Origin of the sequence: Flagellimonas rhodophyticola, assembly GCF_049332665.1 — a bacterium.
Classification (GTDB): Bacteria; Bacteroidota; Bacteroidia; order Flavobacteriales; family Flavobacteriaceae; genus Flagellimonas.
Genome location: NZ_CP186326.1, coordinates 219,134 through 236,595 on the forward strand (window position 1 = coordinate 219,134; position 17,462 = coordinate 236,595).

General features: G+C 38.5%; 18 protein-coding genes. 8 read left to right on the top strand and 10 right to left on the bottom strand.

Features of this window, described 5'->3' with window-relative positions:
- The 8 genes from argB (at nucleotide 1) to ACOKFG_RS01005 (ending at nucleotide 9,527) form a co-directional block, all read left to right on the top strand.
- Nucleotides 1–780: an acetylglutamate kinase gene (argB, locus tag ACOKFG_RS00970; protein ID WP_299487537.1), complete on the top strand. Its 780-nt coding sequence runs from the start codon at nucleotides 1–3 to the stop codon at nucleotides 778–780.
- Nucleotides 781–782: 2 nt separating this feature from the next.
- Nucleotides 783–1,853, top strand: coding sequence for a M20 family metallo-hydrolase (locus ACOKFG_RS00975; RefSeq protein ID WP_422861695.1), 1,071 nt, complete (start codon nucleotides 783–785; stop codon nucleotides 1,851–1,853).
- A gap of 10 nt (nucleotides 1,854–1,863) precedes the next feature.
- Complete coding sequence (locus tag ACOKFG_RS00980) at nucleotides 1,864–2,274, top strand: ACT domain-containing protein (RefSeq protein ID WP_422861696.1); 411 nt, start codon at nucleotides 1,864–1,866, stop codon at nucleotides 2,272–2,274.
- Entirely contained in the window at nucleotides 2,271–3,554 is a 1,284-nt protein-coding gene (gene argH / locus ACOKFG_RS00985; RefSeq protein WP_422861697.1) for an argininosuccinate lyase, read from the top strand. The genes ACOKFG_RS00980 and argH overlap by 4 nt, the downstream gene beginning before the upstream one ends.
- 98 nt (nucleotides 3,555–3,652) lie before the next feature.
- Entirely contained in the window at nucleotides 3,653–5,377 is a 1,725-nt protein-coding gene (locus ACOKFG_RS00990) for a hypothetical protein (protein WP_298792040.1), read from the top strand.
- On the top strand, nucleotides 5,374–6,855 hold the full coding sequence (locus ACOKFG_RS00995) for a mannitol dehydrogenase family protein (protein ID WP_422861698.1): 1,482 nt from the start codon (nucleotides 5,374–5,376) through the stop codon (nucleotides 6,853–6,855). Before ACOKFG_RS00990 ends, ACOKFG_RS00995 begins: the two co-directional genes overlap by 4 nt.
- A gap of 824 nt (nucleotides 6,856–7,679) precedes the next feature.
- Nucleotides 7,680–8,339, top strand: a complete 660-nt coding sequence (locus ACOKFG_RS01000) for a hypothetical protein (protein WP_298792044.1) — start codon at nucleotides 7,680–7,682, stop codon at nucleotides 8,337–8,339.
- A gap of 435 nt (nucleotides 8,340–8,774) precedes the next feature.
- Nucleotides 8,775–9,527: a LytR/AlgR family response regulator transcription factor gene (locus ACOKFG_RS01005; RefSeq protein WP_298792046.1), complete on the top strand. Its 753-nt coding sequence runs from the start codon at nucleotides 8,775–8,777 to the stop codon at nucleotides 9,525–9,527.
- 30 nt (nucleotides 9,528–9,557) lie between these two features.
- Here ACOKFG_RS01005 and ACOKFG_RS01010 read toward each other — a convergent pair whose 3' ends face one another.
- The 10 genes from ACOKFG_RS01010 to ACOKFG_RS01055 form a co-directional block, all read right to left on the bottom strand.
- Nucleotides 9,558–10,145, bottom strand: coding sequence for a precorrin-2 dehydrogenase/sirohydrochlorin ferrochelatase family protein (locus ACOKFG_RS01010; protein WP_422861699.1), 588 nt, complete (start codon nucleotides 10,143–10,145; stop codon nucleotides 9,558–9,560).
- Nucleotides 10,132–10,713: a DUF4202 domain-containing protein gene (locus ACOKFG_RS01015; RefSeq protein ID WP_422861700.1), complete on the bottom strand. Its 582-nt coding sequence runs from the start codon at nucleotides 10,711–10,713 to the stop codon at nucleotides 10,132–10,134. The genes ACOKFG_RS01010 and ACOKFG_RS01015 overlap by 14 nt, the downstream gene beginning before the upstream one ends.
- Nucleotides 10,714–10,797: 84 nt before the next feature.
- Nucleotides 10,798–11,085, bottom strand: a complete 288-nt coding sequence (locus ACOKFG_RS01020; protein WP_299487523.1) for a DUF6958 family protein — start codon at nucleotides 11,083–11,085, stop codon at nucleotides 10,798–10,800.
- 40 nt (nucleotides 11,086–11,125) lie between these two features.
- Nucleotides 11,126–11,959, bottom strand: a complete 834-nt coding sequence (locus tag ACOKFG_RS01025; RefSeq protein WP_422861701.1) for a GIN domain-containing protein — start codon at nucleotides 11,957–11,959, stop codon at nucleotides 11,126–11,128.
- Between the two features lie 15 nt (nucleotides 11,960–11,974).
- A complete protein-coding gene (locus ACOKFG_RS01030) occupies nucleotides 11,975–14,317 on the bottom strand; it encodes a TonB-dependent receptor (RefSeq protein WP_422861702.1) in 2,343 nt (780 codons plus the stop codon).
- An 18-nt stretch (nucleotides 14,318–14,335) separates the two neighbouring features.
- Complete coding sequence (locus ACOKFG_RS01035) at nucleotides 14,336–14,512, bottom strand: hypothetical protein (RefSeq protein ID WP_298792059.1); 177 nt, start codon at nucleotides 14,510–14,512, stop codon at nucleotides 14,336–14,338.
- On the bottom strand, nucleotides 14,505–15,167 hold the full coding sequence (locus tag ACOKFG_RS01040) for a hypothetical protein (protein ID WP_298792061.1): 663 nt from the start codon (nucleotides 15,165–15,167) through the stop codon (nucleotides 14,505–14,507). The genes ACOKFG_RS01035 and ACOKFG_RS01040 overlap by 8 nt, the downstream gene beginning before the upstream one ends.
- A gap of 102 nt (nucleotides 15,168–15,269) precedes the next feature.
- Nucleotides 15,270–16,358 carry a hypothetical protein gene (locus ACOKFG_RS01045; protein ID WP_422861703.1) on the bottom strand — a complete coding sequence of 363 codons (1,089 nt, stop codon included), beginning with the start codon at nucleotides 16,356–16,358 and terminating at the stop codon, nucleotides 15,270–15,272.
- Complete coding sequence (locus ACOKFG_RS01050) at nucleotides 16,339–16,884, bottom strand: hypothetical protein (RefSeq protein WP_298792065.1); 546 nt, start codon at nucleotides 16,882–16,884, stop codon at nucleotides 16,339–16,341. The genes ACOKFG_RS01045 and ACOKFG_RS01050 overlap by 20 nt, the downstream gene beginning before the upstream one ends.
- A complete protein-coding gene (locus ACOKFG_RS01055) occupies nucleotides 16,884–17,423 on the bottom strand; it encodes an RNA polymerase sigma factor (protein WP_298792066.1) in 540 nt (179 codons plus the stop codon). Before ACOKFG_RS01055 ends, ACOKFG_RS01050 begins: the two co-directional genes overlap by 1 nt.
- Between the last annotated feature and the right edge of the window lie 39 nt (nucleotides 17,424–17,462).

A 17,462-nucleotide genomic window follows, 5' to 3' on the forward strand; every position in this document is an offset into this window, starting at 1 on the left:
ATGAAACCTAAACTATCTATAGTAAAAATCGGAGGCAACGTCATAGAAGACCCAAAGGGTCTCGCCCATTTATTGGGATTGTTTTCCAAGTTGGAGGGTTATAAAATTTTGGTTCATGGAGGTGGTAAAAAAGCTACGCAAATTGGAAATAAATTGGGCATTGAAACAAAAATGACCAATGGTCGAAGGATTACTGACGCCCAAAGTCTGGATGTAGCCATAATGGTCTACGGTGGGTTGGTCAGCAAGAAAATTACAGCCCAACTGCAAGCTATGGGATGCAATGCACTTGGCATGAGTGGGGCGGATGCCGATGCTATTAAGGCACACAAAAGACCCGTAAAAGAGGTTGATTTTGGTTGGGTAGGCGATGTTGATGGTGTAAATTCTGAAAATATCTCAAAATTATTATCAGCAGACTTTACCCCCGTTTTTTGTGCATTGACACATGACGGTGATGGACAATTATTGAATACCAATGCCGACACTATCGCTTCCGAATTGGCCATTGGTTTATCATCAGAATTTGAGACCACATTATATTATTGTTTTGAAAAAAAAGGAGTTCTCTGCGATGTGGAAGATGAAAATTCGGTGATTCAGCACATCAACTCAGAATCGTATAAAACGCTTTTGGAAGAAGGAATCATTGCGGATGGAATGCTGCCAAAAATGCACAACTGTTTCCATGCCCTTCAAAACAATGTAAAACAGGTTTGCATTGGCGATAGTGATATGCTTTATCAAAAGACATCAAACTTTACGACATTAACGCTATGAAAATGAATCAAGAACAATTAACGGAAAAAGCCATTGAGTTGCTGCAGCAACTCATTGCTATACCTTCATTTTCAGAAGAGGAAGATAAAACCGGCGATGCCATTGAAAAATGGTTATCAGACTTTGGAGTAGAAACACAACGTCAGTTCAACAATATTTATGCCTTCAACAAACATTTTGATAAGGATAAGCCCACGCTGCTCCTCAATTCTCATCATGACACGGTAAAACCAAATAAAGCTTATACTAAAGACCCTTTTCATCCTCATGTGGAAGATGGAAAGCTATATGGTCTCGGAAGTAATGATGCCGGTGGATGTTTGGTCTCGCTCCTAGCGACTTTTGTACGTTTTTACGAAGAAGAAAATTTAAGTCATAATATCATCATGGCTGCTACAGCAGAAGAAGAGAATGCTGGTGAGAAGAGTTTAAGAGGCTTGCTACCTATTCTTCCCAAAATTGATGTTGCTGTTGTGGGCGAACCTACCTTAATGGACCTTGCAATAGCTGAAAAAGGGTTGGTCGTGTTCGATGCGGTTGTTGAAGGAACACCTTCGCATGCGGCACATCCGAATGAGAATAACTCCATTTACAACACTATTGAGGTGCTGAATTGGTTTAAAAATTGCGTCTTCGAGAAAGAATCAGAGGCTCTCGGCAAGGTAAAATTGACGGTAACCCAAATCAACGCAGGAAATCAACATAACGTTGTTCCTGCAAAAGTCGATTTAGTGGTGGACGTACGTGTAAACGACTGTTATTCCAATCAAGAAATTGCGGATATTTTAGAAAAAGAAGCGCCATGCAAAATGACCCCGCGGTCACTTCGATTAAACTCGTCAGCCATCGACCCAGAACACGATTTGGTCAAAAGTGGAATTGTATTGGGCAGAAAAACATATGGATCCCCAACACTATCTGATCAGGCAGCGTTGAGCTGTCAATCAGTCAAACTTGGACCAGGAGACAGCACTCGTTCACATTCAGCCAATGAGTTTATATATGTAAATGAAATTGAAGAGGGAATAGACCTCTATATTAAGATCCTTTCAGGGTTTTTGGCAAATCATTAAAAATAATATCATGTCAGGAGAAACTGATTTATCAACCATATTATCCAAAATGCAACCCGTTCTTAACGAAGGTGATTATGTTTTTGTAAGTGCGAATCATTCATATTCCATCGACTTTTCACAAGTTCATGGTATGTTTAAGGAAAAAGAAGGAACCACCTTAATATTAAAAAAGGAAAAAGCCGATGATCTTGCACTGGAGTATGGTTATGTGGCCTCTTGCATCACATTAAACATCCATTCTTCTTTAGAAGCTGTCGGTTTCACGGCCGCCATTTCCAACGCTTTGGCCAACAACGGAATAAGTTGTAATGTGGTCGCGGCGTATTATCATGATCATATTTTTGTGGACAAACAGGATGCCGCGGACGCAATGCAAATTCTATCGGGATTAATGAACCATTATAATTCAAAAAAATGAAACTCTGGGACAAAGGTTTTAGTACAGATAAAAAAATAGACCACTTTACCGTCGGTAACGATAGGGAATTGGATTTGTTATTGGCCAAATATGATGTAATTGCATCTAAAGCACATGCCAAGATGTTGGGAGCGGTAGGACTAATAACAGATGATGAAACTGCAAAACTAATTGATGAGCTCGATAAAATTTCCCGTTGCATTGAAGATGGGGTCTTCACTATTGAAGAGGATTTTGAGGATATGCATTCCAAAATTGAATTCTTACTGATTCAAAAATTAGGGGATACCGGTAAAAAAATCCATACAGCGAGATCTCGAAATGATCAGGTTTTGGTTGCGATGCAACTTTATCTGAAAAATGAGCTGTCGGAAATCAAATCCGAGGTGAAATCTCTTTTTGACCTTTTACTAAATCTGGCCGAGGAACACAAATCGGTTTTGTTACCAGGCTATACCCATTTACAAATTGCGATGCCATCTTCATTCGGGCTTTGGTTTTCCGCTTATGCTGAAAGTTTGATAGATGACCTGTACTTTATACAAGCCGCTCATAAAATTGCTGACCAAAATCCGTTGGGCAGCGCGGCAGGTTATGGAAGTTCATTTCCTATTGACAGAAATTTGACCACCGAAGAACTAGGATTCAACACTTTAAAATATAATGTGGTCGCTGCTCAAATGGGTAGGGGGAAAGTTGAAAAAGCAACCGCTTTGGGAATTTCAAGCATCGCATCTACACTATCCAAATTGGCAATGGATATCTGTTTGTACATGAGTCAAAATTTTGACTTTATCTCATTTCCGGATGAATTGACCACGGGCAGTAGCATTATGCCACACAAGAAAAATCCCGATGTATTTGAATTGATACGGGGCAAATGCAACAAAATTCAATCCGTACCGAACCAATTGACTTTGATTACCAATAACCTGCCAAGTGGTTACCATAGAGACTTGCAGTTAGTGAAAGAAGTGATCGTCCCTGCCATTCAAGACATTAAGGCATGTCTGGAAATGATGGTTTTCAGTCTAAAAGAAATCCAGGTCAATACCAAAATATTGGATAATCCTAAATATGACTATCTATTTAGTGTGGACACCTTAAATGAACTTGTTAAAAGTGGAATGCCATTCCGGGATGCCTATAAAAAAATGGGACAGGATATTGAAGCGGGCACCTTTACTCCAAAAAAGGACATTGACCATACGCACGAAGGTAGTTTGGGGAACTTATGTTTGGAAGAAATTAGAACCAAAATGGAAAAGGTCTTATCGTAAGAATTATGTTGGCCCTTGAATCCTAAGTGAAATTTCCCGAACTTCACTTTATTTAATCATATTAACCTATAAGCCAACCTTTATACCATTAAACCAGCATGCAGGAAAGCTCAAACTTCCAACAATTTGAAAATCTAGACGAAGAACAATTACCCGTTGCCAAACACAAATTACACGATTGGACTCATTTTGCAGGTCTCTACGCTGCCGAACATGTCGCGGCTACCGAGTTTGTTATCGGAGCAACCTTTGTTGCCCTTGGCGCCAAGACGATGGATATCATCCTCGGTCTTTTGATCGGTAATATTCTTGCAGTGCTGAGCTGGAGGTTCATCACTTCTCCAATTGCCGTTGATACCCGCTTGAGCCTCTATACCTATCTCAATAAGATTGCAGGTGACTCAATGACAAAGCTTTATAATTGGGCTAATGTCATTATCTTTTCTGTGATCTCAGCCGCTATGATTACGGTCTCATCAACAGCGGTTCGCTTTGCTTTTAATGTTCCTGCGCAACTCAATTGGTACCCCACCAATGCCTGGTTTATATTAATTGTTTTGGCTGTAGGCATAGTTGTAGTTTCTATTGCCCTCTATGGTTTCAACGCCGTTTCTGAATTTTCCGGTATTTGCGCTCCTTGGCTCTTTGTGATGTTTACAAGCGGTGCTATGGTGCTACTTCCTGCCTTGTCTTTAGACGTATTAGATAAAACTTTGCCCGCTGGTTGGACTGATTTTATGACCATTGGCGACCAAAGTATCTGGACAGGAATCAACAGTGATGGAGACACCGGAATAGGACTAGTCGAAGTAATAGGCTTTGGCTGGGCTGCCAATACTATTACGCATTTCGGATTGATCGATATGGCCCTACTGCGTTTTGCTAAAAAGAAAAATTACGGGTATGCCACTAGCACAGGTATGATGTTCGGTCATTATGTTGCATGGATTGCTGCCGGAGTCATGGGTGCAGGTGCCGCCGTCATATTAGGAAAATCTATCATTGAACTAGACCCGGGTGATGTGGCTTATTACGCTCTAGGGTGGTCAGGTTTTGTGATTGTTATTGTTGCCGGTTGGACGACGGCAATTACCAATCTGTATAGAGCAGGTTTAGCAGCACAAGCTATTTTTTCCAACCATTCTCGTAAAAAAACGACTATTATAGTTGGTATAGTCACCGTAGGTATCGCCTGTTTCCCTTTTGTATTTTCACAAATACTACCGCTATTGACCTATGCAGGATTACTAGTAGTTCCTGTTGGTGCAATTGTGTTTACTGAACATCAGATTTTCCCTAGAATTGGTTTTACACGCTATTGGTCTTCATACCGTAAACTGACCTTTAGCATGCCTGCTGTTGCCTCCTGGGCCTTAGGCTTGGTATTCGGTTTTGGACTGAATGCGTTGGATGTAATCTCCTTTTATTATCTATTTATCCCGACTTGGTTTTTTACCATAGCGGTATATACCCTACTTGCGTCTAAATATGGGGCGAAGCAGGACTATCCGGAAGAAGAAAAAGAAGAAAAAGTTCGGATGGAAACGATTGAACTCTTTCAAGAGCGAAAAGCAAAAGAAGAGCCTGTTATTTCCAAGGATGTTTCTCTATTCTCTAAGATGTTAAAATTCGTAGCCATTTCTGCCTTGGTAACCACTTTGGTATTGGCCTGTAACGTGATGTTTGGTAGCGCTACAGAATCAAATTATATCGAAAATCGGGAACTCTTTTATACTTATGCTTTCATCAGTACCATCGTTTATTTTGTGCTAGCTTATTGGGCACTCAAACGTGGAAAATCAAAAATGGTAACATCCCAATGAAAATACCAATACAACTTCAACAACAAAATTTAGAGGAATTGGGAAGCCGGATGCCCGTTCCGACATATAATCGAACGGACAATAAAATTGGTGTTGTGCATGTCGGTGTTGGCGGATTCCACCGTGCACATCAAGCGTATTATTTGCATCAACTACGACAAATGGGGGAAGCCTCAGAGTGGGGAATATGCGGAATCGGTTTGCGCGAATCGGATACCAAGTTAAGAGATAGTTTAAAAACGCAAGACCACCTCTACACACTTATGGTTAAACACCCAAATGGAAAAATCGAACCCGAGGTCATTGGTTCAATAGTTGATTTTGAAATGGGAACCACCAACAAAGAACGAGTTATCTCTCATATGGCAAATGCTGATACAAAAATAGTATCGCTGACTATTACGGAGGGAGGCTATAATTTTAACCCGACCACGGGAAAATTTAATTTTGACAATCCTGACATACAACATGAACTGCATCACCCGCAAGACCCAATAACCATATATGGTTTTTTAACCGCAGCCTTAAAAAGACGTCGAGATGCAGGCTTACCTTCTTTCACCATTTTGTCTTGTGATAATATCGAACATAATGGAGATATGACACGTAAGATGCTTCTTGCTTTTGCCAAAGTGCAAGATGCAGACTTGGCAAAATGGATTGCTCAAGAAGTCTGCTTTCCTAATAGCATGGTTGATCGTATTACACCAGTAACGACCAAAGCTGATATCGATACCCTACAAAACTATGGTGTGCACGATGCTTGGCCAGTTACCTGCGAACCTTTTATACAATGGGTGATTGAAGATAAATTCTCAAATGGTCGACCTGCCTTTGAAAAAGTAGGCGTGCAATTTGTACCCGATGTAGGTCCGTATGAGAAAATGAAACTGCGACTCCTAAATGCCGGACATTCCGTTTTGGGAATCTTGGGAGTCATTCACGGGCACACTACTATCAATGCTTGTGTGCAAGATGAAGTCTTTGCAAATTACCTACGTGCATTCTTAGACAAGGAAGCAACACCTATTTTAGGAGATATTAAAGGCATTAATTTAGAGAACTACAAAGACAGCCTCTTAGAACGTTTTGCTAACCCTAATATCAAAGACAGCGTAAGCCGTATTTGCTCTGAAAGTTCGGCCAAACTACCTAAATTTTTAATCACTACCATACATGAGAATCTAGCGAAAGGAGGAAGCATCAAATTCGCGACCTTAGTCTTAGCAGCTTGGTGCTATTATAGCGATAAAGAAGCGGATCAACATGGACGACCTCTGGAAATTATTGATGTCTTGCAAAGCGAATTACACCAAGCGGCTGCAAAAACCAAAAATGACCCCTTAGCTTTTATTAAGCAAGAAAACTTATTTGGCAATCTTGCAAAAAACAACAGATTTGTTGAAGTATATACTTTCATGCTACAAGAATTATATAAAAATAATAGGATAACTAAAATGATGCAGAGCATAATTTAAAAGAGCAAGTCCGATTTCTATACTACGATTAATCCATTAAAAAAACGCATTAAAATAACTTGTCTAATTGATTGCTAATAACGAATTAAGTGTATTTCAGAAATTCTTTCGAATTTTACTTCTCCCATCTCTTTTCTTTTTTTAGTCTTTAGGTAACTAACAACACGCAAAATCGATCGTGAATCCTCTTTTGTATTACCAACTATAGAATCTCCTTTTCAAGAAAATGCCCACTTAGGAATGCCCTTACGGATCTCATAGCATTTTTATAAGCCGCTAGTTGAAATTGTGCATTCATAAGATCAGAATAGCTATCCATAAGATTACCCAATTCAGATACGGTTTTACAAGGTATGTTTGTACCAGTTAGCGTTGAGATAATCCTTAGAGTTAGGAACTCCTAAAATAAAGTGTTCAACGTAAATCTATTTAGCAATGCACTTTTTATTGACTGTTGGTCATTAAAGTGTTTAGTTTAGTTGAGGTTTCCATTGCTCCAGGGGATTGCGCCCTAATCCTCTGGCGGTAATGGATTTAAAAACACATCTCCATTTAGTTAATCTATATTATGCTGAAAAAGAGTTGCTTTTAGAAGCAACTCTTTTTTAATGCCATTCTTTGGCCTTCTATCCCGGTTTATTGCATTTTATTATACAATGTGTATTTCAGCGGGAAAAACGTACAAATCGACGAAATCCCCCACATTATCAATTAAAACCCGTCATCCGTTGATTCCTTCGAAAAGGTCTCACATACATATTGTTACTTAGGGTATAATTGAATTGAGTAGCTCCCCCCAAATATTAATCTAAAACTACCTACACATGCATGTACTTACAATAATTTGGGCGCTGTTTTGTGCCACTTTAATCTTGGGGTACCCGATGTATCTTCTGCACAAATCTTCACGATCCATTGAAGACCTTAATAAGCCACAAAGTCTGTTGAAATCTGATACTATTGAATTGATTTCCTTTGAAGTCAGTCATCTTATGCCAGGTTGGGCTTTTAAACTTGACGTTCCTCAAATCACGGAGGAAGTATTACAAAATAATCCTATCCTATTTTATTTAGAATCTTCCGATTCCTGTCTCAAGCTACCTTTCAATAATGGTGCTATGGGGTATACCGCTAATATCTACAAAAATGTTGGCAGAGTCTATGTCACCTTTAAATCCTTAGTGGATGGTGTCTCTAATTTTTATATCCCCTCATGGCATATTAATAAACTCAAAATAGTGGTTGTCAGAACCACCAACTTGAAAGGAGAGTCGAATGTTGAGTCCAAAAAAGCAGCTATTTACAAGGCCTTGCAAAAGGCAAAGATCAACATAAATAATTATGAGGAAGTTTTAGAACACTTAAGCAATATCGCAACAATTGATTTCAAAGGACATTCTCGCAATAAGAAATCAAAAGTTGAAACGGAAAGCAATACAGTGATTCAGCCACGTAAAGTTTCTAAATTATACACCGCGATTTAACGCTACCATTTGATATCCGTGTTTTATCAATTGAAATCAACTATGTGTCAATTCTTCGGTTTTTTTAGATAGCCATCATAGTAGATTTAATCCCTATAAAATATAATGAACCGAGCATAACCATCATGATTATTACTTACCTAAGATATTCATATGAGCCCATTTCTAGTATTTCTCTAAATTGTTAGCAAGTATGGGGTTATGCTGCGCAAATGCAATTCTTGGAAAGAATGGGATGGGCTTTTTGTACATCAGCAGATTTTAAATTTGAAAATTAATTCAACCATCATGTGGTTATAAATTAGTATATTGAAAATAGCCCTGCCGAAAGGTATTTGTTTTCATTCTCTTAATACCGCAACATTAGAAACTGTAAGAATTTAAAAGATAAAATATCTTTATGTAAACCAATCAAGGCATTAAAAATCAACCCCAATGACATTAAAAGTAGTAATTGTAGAAGACGAAAAACATAGTAGAGAAATACTAAAATCCTTACTCGAAGAATTTTGTAAAGACGTTCAGGTTATTGCAACGGCAAGCAGCGTGGATGAAGCAGTAAAAGTACTATCCGTGTATAGCCCCGACATTGTGTTCTTGGATATCGAATTACAATCTGGAGTAGGTTTTGAAATTTTAGAACAAATCAAGGAACCAAGCTTTGAGATTATTTTCACAACCGCCTTTGAAAAATACGCCGTTAAAGCGATAAAGTTCAGTTCTCTTGATTATTTGTTAAAACCAATAGCTCTGGATGAACTTCAAAAATCCATTGAAAAGGCCCGAGTGAAAATGGACACCAATGTTTATCGTCAACAGTTGGATACTCTTTTACAGAGTTTGTCTCGAGAATCCAGCAAGCAAGAAAAAATTTGTCTAGCAACCACTGCGGGCATGGAGTTTATTGCCATTGATGATATTGTACTTTGCAAAGCTGATGGGTCATATACTTCTTTCGTGTTAAAAAGTAAAAATTCCCTTTTGGTCAGTAAACACCTTAAAGAATATGAAAATCTTCTGGCTGATCAATTGTTCATGAGAGTGCACAACAGTTACTTAATCAATTTAAGAGAGGTGAAAAAGTATATCAAATCTGATGGGGGTTATATTATAATGAGCAATGACATGCACGTTAGTCTTTCCCCGAGGAAAAAAGATGATTTAATTGAAGCCATGAAAAGACTCTAAGTTTTAGCGTAAAGATTACGAAGTGCTGGCCTAGTCTTCTTCCTTTTTCTCTACCAAACTTTTGGTAAATTCATTTAAGGCTTCCACCTTTTCATCGAAATCTCCTTTGATGGTTTTTCGATACTCGTTAAGATTCTTCACCAAATCATCAATGTTTTCGGGAATAACATCCTCAAAGAATTGGCGAAGTCTCTTGGCAACGGTAGGTGATTTTCCATTGGTAGAAATAGCAATTTTCACATTCCCCTTCGTGACAATGCCACCCATGTAAAAATCACAAAACGGCGGATTATCAGCAACGTTCACCAAAATGTTCCTTGCTCTACAATCATGATAAACTTGTTCGTTTACATTTACGTCGTCCGTGCATGCAATAACCATATGTTTGCCCTCCAAGTACTTTTCATGGTATACATTCTCTATTCGCTGTACATTGTATTTCTTGGCCAACTTCAAAGTATCTTCTAAAAAAACCGGTGACACCATTTGGACATTCGCATTTGGGCTTGACTTCAACAGAAAAGACAACTTTTCGAGGCCAACATTACCTCCACCAATAATAAGGATATTCAAATTGGTTGCTTTTAGAAAAATAGGGTATAATTCATTCCGCTCCATCAGAAATAGCTTTTTTAATTAGGCTCATGGCTTTATTGGACATTTGCAATTTGGTCGCTGCTTCGTGTCCATCTGGGGACATTTTTCTCCATGTTTTTTGAAGTATCTCCACCACCTTTTGATCTTCATGTTTGTGGGCAAAAGATTCAAAATAATATTTCAAAAACACAAGACAAATCACATCTTCCAAGATCTGGGTCTCTTCGTTTTTCTTTAGTTGTTTCTTCAGTAAAAGAAACTCAACCTGATTGATAATCTCTGTTGTATAACCAGCTTGTTCAAGCAATTCTGATGCTTTTTCCGCATGGAATAGCTTTAAATCCTGCCTCCATTTCAAATAACCCACGCGATCCATATCATAATTACCCCTAGGGATTTGCCATCTACAGATATGTTGCGCCCTTGCTGCTAACTGCAATCCTTCGGAAGCTTTAGGTGCAAACTCCTTCAAGGTTTCCGTCATACGCATGGCGTATAGCAATTCTTTAGGAAATTCTTCGCCGTTATAAACTTCTGAATTAGGGTCTTCTTTGTTGGCTGCATCAAAAAGTTGAAAAGCTTTTGACAACCTTTGGGATTGGGACATAATCTTTTTCAAATAAAAGTATTCAGAATACCCCGTTTATGCAAAAGCATCTTCTGCGTTGCTATTTTACTTCTTCATTCTTAACTGATGAGGACTTGTTTTAGGAATTCGTTCTATAACATTACGTGCCTCCAGGTCTAGTTTTACGGTTACAATATACCATAGCACCTTACCATCAAACTTATCGGTAAGTTCCTCTATAGCCAAATCGCCAAGTCTTTCAAAAGTAATGGGTTCTTTTTCTGAAACTGTTGCTACAATAAAGTCTTTGATGAAATCATAGCGTCTTTTTAAGATGTTTACACCTGCTTTTCCTTGCGGATGAAGGGTCATGATTTTTTCTTCTTGTCCCATTTTTCTGATTATACCAACTAAGTTAATAAGAATACCACAATCATTTTTTTATAACCCTACCATCACTTGACAGTACTTGCCTTACAATTTCGGCATTTCCTTTGTAAAAAAGTCGAGCATCCGAACTAGCAGTAACATCAATGGTATTGGAAACTGTTAAGTAGGCATCGCTGTCCGAGGACAAAGAGATCTCCAAATCCTCAACATACAATCCATAATCACTCAACTTACTATCCGAAGATAATGTAGCCTTAAGATTGTTACTGTTCCCAACTACATCCATGGTGCTGTCCGAAGTTAATTTGAAAATCGCATTTTGAGTGTCAATTTCACCCATTACTTTAGCTCCGGAAGAAAGATTCATGTAGGTTGTAGGTGCATTTACATATAGGTCAGCTGTGCTATCTGAGGATGCTCTCAACTCAAAATCGGATGCTGTAATGTTACCTTCAAAATAGGCATCGGAACTCAAATCGATTTTTACTTTTCCTGCATCTAAAGCATCATCCAAATAAATGGCAGCATCAGATGAGGCGTCAAAGTCTGTTATCTCTAACATGGTAATATACAGCTGCAATGTTTCTTGACCTTTGACATTAATGTTGTTTTTAAGTTTAACAACTAGTCTTTCTCCTTCTTGATAAATTCTTATTTTATCCAACAAATTGTCGTTGGCTTTAATACTTACCCTCTCCTCGGTTTCGGAAAAGGTGACATAGGCTTTAAAATCGGTAGCAACCGACAATGCTGTAATGTTGTCAAAATCGTATTCTCGTGTGGATACCTCATCGGATACCCTAATGGTCTCATAAGAGCAAGAGGAGGCTAAAACTCCTATTGCCGCGGCAATAAAAATTCTTTTGATCGTTATCATGATGTTTGTTTTTGATTAAAATTCTATTCGGTAGTTCAACAAGGGCAAAAGCTCTAGTTGATATTCGATTTCTGTTGTTCTGGCCACGGGATTAAAGGAAACTTCATCTACGTTAAGCCTGTTGGTAACATTTTGGATGTCAAACGAGATTACATGGGACACTTTTGGTCTATTTATACGATAGGAAAAACTGGTGTCAATCCTCCAATAATCATCTAATTCCACAGTATTCCTTTGATTTTGGAGTAATCTTACCTGGCCCGTTTGGTCAAAAAACTCCAAATCCACCGGAGTATCCCTCTTGCCACCATTCCACAACAACTTGGCATTGACTCCAAAAATATTGTTGCCATTTTTACCCATCTTGAATTCTTTTCCACCTACCACGTTGAAGGTATAATTGGCATTGTAACGACTGTTGTACCAATTGCCGTCACCGGCCCTATATTTTGAATCAAAAAGGGAACTCGTCACTAAAAAATAATATTGATTTGAAAAGAATTTTTCCAAAGTAAACTCCACTCCATAGTTACGTGCCTTACCAGAGTCTGTGAGTTCTTCGTCAATAAAACGACCATTCAAAAAGGAATTTGTGGAGGCTGGGTCTGCCGCTATGGCAACTTTGTTCAAATCCTGATAATAGGCTTCAATTTTTACATGTCCATTTTTTATAATACGCCAGTCATAGCCCAGCACATAGTGGGTTGCTCTCATCAAATCCAAATCCGTGTTTGGGGTTGTTGTATTTCCCTGGGTATCCGAAACTTCAATAAAGTACTGGTTCAATGGCATTCTTCTGGAGTGCAATCCGATTCCTGCACTCAACGTATGCTTTGGAGAAATTTTATACTCCATTCCTCCTCGAGGTTCCAACACAAAATCGTCGTTTACTGAAAAAGAAGAGGCATGAAGCCCAAAAGTCGTCGAGAATTTCTCGTTAAATCTGTACTTGGCCTGAGAAAATAACTGTAAAAAAGTACCATTGCCCTCCGCATTTACCAGTGCATCGGTATCTGTATTTCTGGTCTCATCACTTAAAACATCATAAGACAATCTACTGTATATGAATCCTGTTTTGAGTGTGGTCTTAGCATTAAATTTTTGATTCAGATTTGTGCTAATCCGGATGGCATTATTACGGAGAATATCCCGCTCTCTAAAAAAATCAGTATTCACCCTGCTATCCAAAGAAAAAATATAGTCACTGCGGTTTCCTGAATATGACAGCGCACCATCCAATGAAGTATTAGGGTTGAAAAAATGCTTGAGGTTAATTCCTCCCATGTAGGTCTTAGATTCAAAAATCTCCTCTTCGAATACATTAGGATTATCTTGTTCAGCATTGTCTTCATTGTCTTCGCTGATACCCCCCATACCCCATGCGGATAGATTTGTTTTTTCTCCAAGTGGCAAATTCACCTTAAATGCGAGGTCCTGAAATGTGGGTACGGAACCTTCGGATACTTCGATAATATTATTTAAAATGGTTAGGGTAGAATATCTATAGTTAACTAAGTAAGATCCTTTATAATTTTTGGAAAACGGACCTTCAACAGCCAAATCTGTACCTAAAACCCCAAATTGAAATGCATATTCAGTATTCTCGGCGTTTCCATTTCTTAGTTTGATGTCGAATACACCAGACGTGGCATTTCCATATTCAGCAGGAAAGGCGCCTGTAAAAAAATCTGAATTTCCCAACATATTGGTGCTCAACAGACTAATTGCTCCTGGAGAATAACCCTCTTCAGAAAAATGGTTGGGCTCTGGCACTTCAACACCCTCGATTTTCCATAATAGTTGATTTGGAGCGTTTCCTCGAATCACAATCTCATTGGTAGTGTCATCGGAATTGGTAACACCTGCAAAAGAAAGCGCCATTCTACCGGGGTCACTAATACTTGCTGGAAAACGTTTAGTCTCTTCAACTCCAAAAGATCTGGCGCTAACAGTAGCCAATTTATTGTTGGGTTTGATTTGGTCCTTACGTGCCTGAACAACCACTTCACCCAATTGATTCAAGGATTCGGTCAACCTTATGGTAAGATTGACTTCTTTAGCGGAACCTACCAATACTTCAGAAATCTGCGAATCCTCATAACCTAAATAGCTACACGCAAAAGATTGTCTGCCTACTGGCACATCTTCCATAGTAAAAAAGCCCTGTGAATCTGTAATGACACCAATTTGTGGTTCAGAACCAATCAAAACAATAGTGGCCCCCATCAAAGGGCTCCCTGTAACAATATCAGTGACCTTGCCTTTGACGGTTTGCTTTAAATCCTGAGCACTCCCAATAAATCCTACAACCAACAATAGACCTAATACAAGGATGTCTTTTTGCTTTCTTTTTTCCATGGTTTTCTGTTCGGCGTATTAACGAAGTTCTTTTTCCAGTTTGAGCATGGGCATCCAATGGAAATTTATGGCGGACCATTCATCTGTTCTTAAGTTTTGGGAACTTCTTACATAAACAGAGCCGTTTTTTGAGAATACATGTCTTGCAACTAGTCCTTGATTGATTGACTGTTCGTTTTTTGATTTGTTATTCATCGCCCAAATGTTTTTTATACCTGTTTCTTCCCATATTGAAAATACCAACCTTAATACCGAATCCAGCGGAAAAACCATTGATATTTTTTACCCTATTCGGAGCCAAATCAATTTTACTGGAAAACCTATAACGCATACCAGCTTCCAATTGTACATACCTTGAAAGGTTGAAGAGCAGATTAAGTCCGGGTTCAACCACAAACACCTCTTCCCATTCGTCTCGATCGGGATCAATATCGATATCCCTGTTATTGTCTTCTACATAAACCACTGCTCCTGCACCTACCATTATGGGAAAGGATAGATTAAGTAATGACTTGCCAAACAGAATGGGCTCTACATGAAGACCCCCGTATGCTCCGGCGAAGTCTAAATTATCAAAAGTGCTCTGGGGAATGTTTTGTTGGGAGTAAAAACCTACTGCTGCAAAACCAACTTCGACTTGTCTATTGGCCACATAAGCAATTTTAAAATTCGCGTGATATGTGCTTTTTCCATCAATTTCACCAAAATAAGTACCGAGTCCAAGGTATACACCGTGCACTACATTTCTTCGGTCGTTGAACTCGATGTAGTCTCCACTCTCCTCGGTTTGAGCACTGGAAATACAAGTAAAAAGCAGCAAAGCTGATACTAGTGATTTGTAATATTTCATCGTTTTTTGATTAGGTTGTCGAGTTAAAGACAATAGAGCGAACAAAAGGTTGCACGTTCACCATCTTTTTTTGATTTTTTTTTGGCTTTGTTTATTCAATTCTTAATCTGATAGTATAATCACACCTTTTATACCATTGATAGAAAAATCGCCTTGCTCTCCAGAACCATAGGTAGCTGAGATATCTCTTATTTTTCTTCCGGCGTTGGTCATATTGGTCTTTACATTGGTAAAAGTTTTAGGTACGCGCAACAAACCTTGTTCCAAAGTGGCCCTAAAATCAAAGGAAAGACCAGAAATATTCAAATTAACCTCAGAAGATTCCTGTACAATGTCCAACTCTGCATTCGGTTTCAAAATTTTATGTACATCAATCTCCGCTATCCTAAGAGTCAAGAACAATTCGGAGTCTACACTTGAGATATCGGCATTGGAAAATTTGAAATCTCCTCTCAGACTTCCCACACTTTCCAAATACACCTCATCTTTATTGGAATACAATTCTAATATATCAACCTCTTCCAATTTTATTTCACTTCCGTTACTTATTATTTTGAGTTTCTGTGCACGGTCTATATCAATAGCTCCATTGCTCATTTTAATATTCCCGTAACCTAAGTTTCCACAATTCAGTTTTCCAAAACGCATATCTACTTTCGCTGTTGAAATTTCCTCGTTTATCCAGAGGTCTCCATGCTGCACATCGGCATCCAAATCCCCTTTCCAGGCTCCAATGATAACATCGCCAAATTTGTTGATAATGTTAAGCTCCGCATTTACGGGCAGGTATACTTCGTAATCAATTTGAATGTTGGATTTATCAAAATCAAAAGGATTTGCCTTATTGAAATACCGACTAAATATGCTGGAACTTCTTTCTGCTATCTCGGATGAGATTCGAATGAAATCCCCGGCGTTGGAAACTTTTGGCTGAATTCTATCCAATAGTTTTTTGGCGTTCTCATCTTTTCGATGGGTAACGGTTATTGAAACGGAAACTCTCAATTCTTCTCTCTCCCATCCATTTATTGTGACATTTCCATATTTGTTCTCAACCTGAACCGTTCCATTTGCGGAAAAATCATAGCTTTTATCCCATTGCTTGGAACGTTCGCTTTGGGCGGATACCGTTATTGCCAAAAAGCAACTTAATATGGCGAGTACTGTGCTTTTATAATATATACCCTTCATAATCCATTTCATTTTTAGAAGCATTGATTTGTTTGAGTAGGTTCTCAATCAGTTCGATGCGTTTTTTATAATTGTTTACAATGGCTTCCAGAATTAACTCATTGTCCAAATTGTTCTGCATTTCTTGTTTTAACTGCTCGTATTCAGTGTCCAATTCATCCATAAAGGATAAAAATTCTTTCTTATCCTTGTCCGCTAATTCGGGGTGATTCTTGACCAACTGCACCTGTTGAAAAACTAAATTTTTATAATGCAGGTCTATATCAAATAGTTCCTCGTTGGCATAACTATCCGTATTTTGCCCTGTTGGCCCGGTAATCATGAAAACTCCAATGAAGGATAATCCTATTAGCATCAATATCGAAGCCGCAATACGTAACTTGCTGGACCTCCATAATGGAATTACCTTTTTCTCAGGTTTCTCATCGAGCTGAGTGGCAATGTTTTCCCAAAGCTTGTTCTTGTCCACCTTATGGACATCAAATGCCTGTTTGTTCTCTCTTATATGTTTTTCAAAATTGTCCATTACAGTTCATTTACAATTTGAATCAATTTTTTCTTCGCCCTATGATATTGTGATTTAGAGGTGGAGGTAGAAATTCCCATAATTTCTGCTATTTCCACATGATCATATCCTTCAATCAAATACAGGGTGATTATTTGTCTGTACCCTTCCGGAAGCTGCCCCAAACCAACTTTTACTTTTTCAACCTCAAACTTGATATCAATTTTTGGCTCATCGTCTTCTATGGGCTCTCCTTCATTTTCCAATGAAGACAATAGAAGTCGTTTTGCTTTTAAATGATTTATACTTCTATTGATTACTATCCGTTTTAACCATGCTCCAAAAGTGCTATCAAACCTGAAGGTGTCCAGCTTTTTGAATGCCTCCACAAAACTCTCTTGAAGCACATCCTCAGCATCTTCCCTAACCGTTAACAATCGCATGGCAACATTGAACATAGCATCCACATACAGCCCATATAACTGATACTGGGCATTCCTGTTGCCTTCTTTGCTCTGTTCTACCAAAGCTTGGTGCGTAAAACGTACGTTTGCTTCCAAAAATCCTGGACGGTTATTCAATGACAGCTAAAAATAATC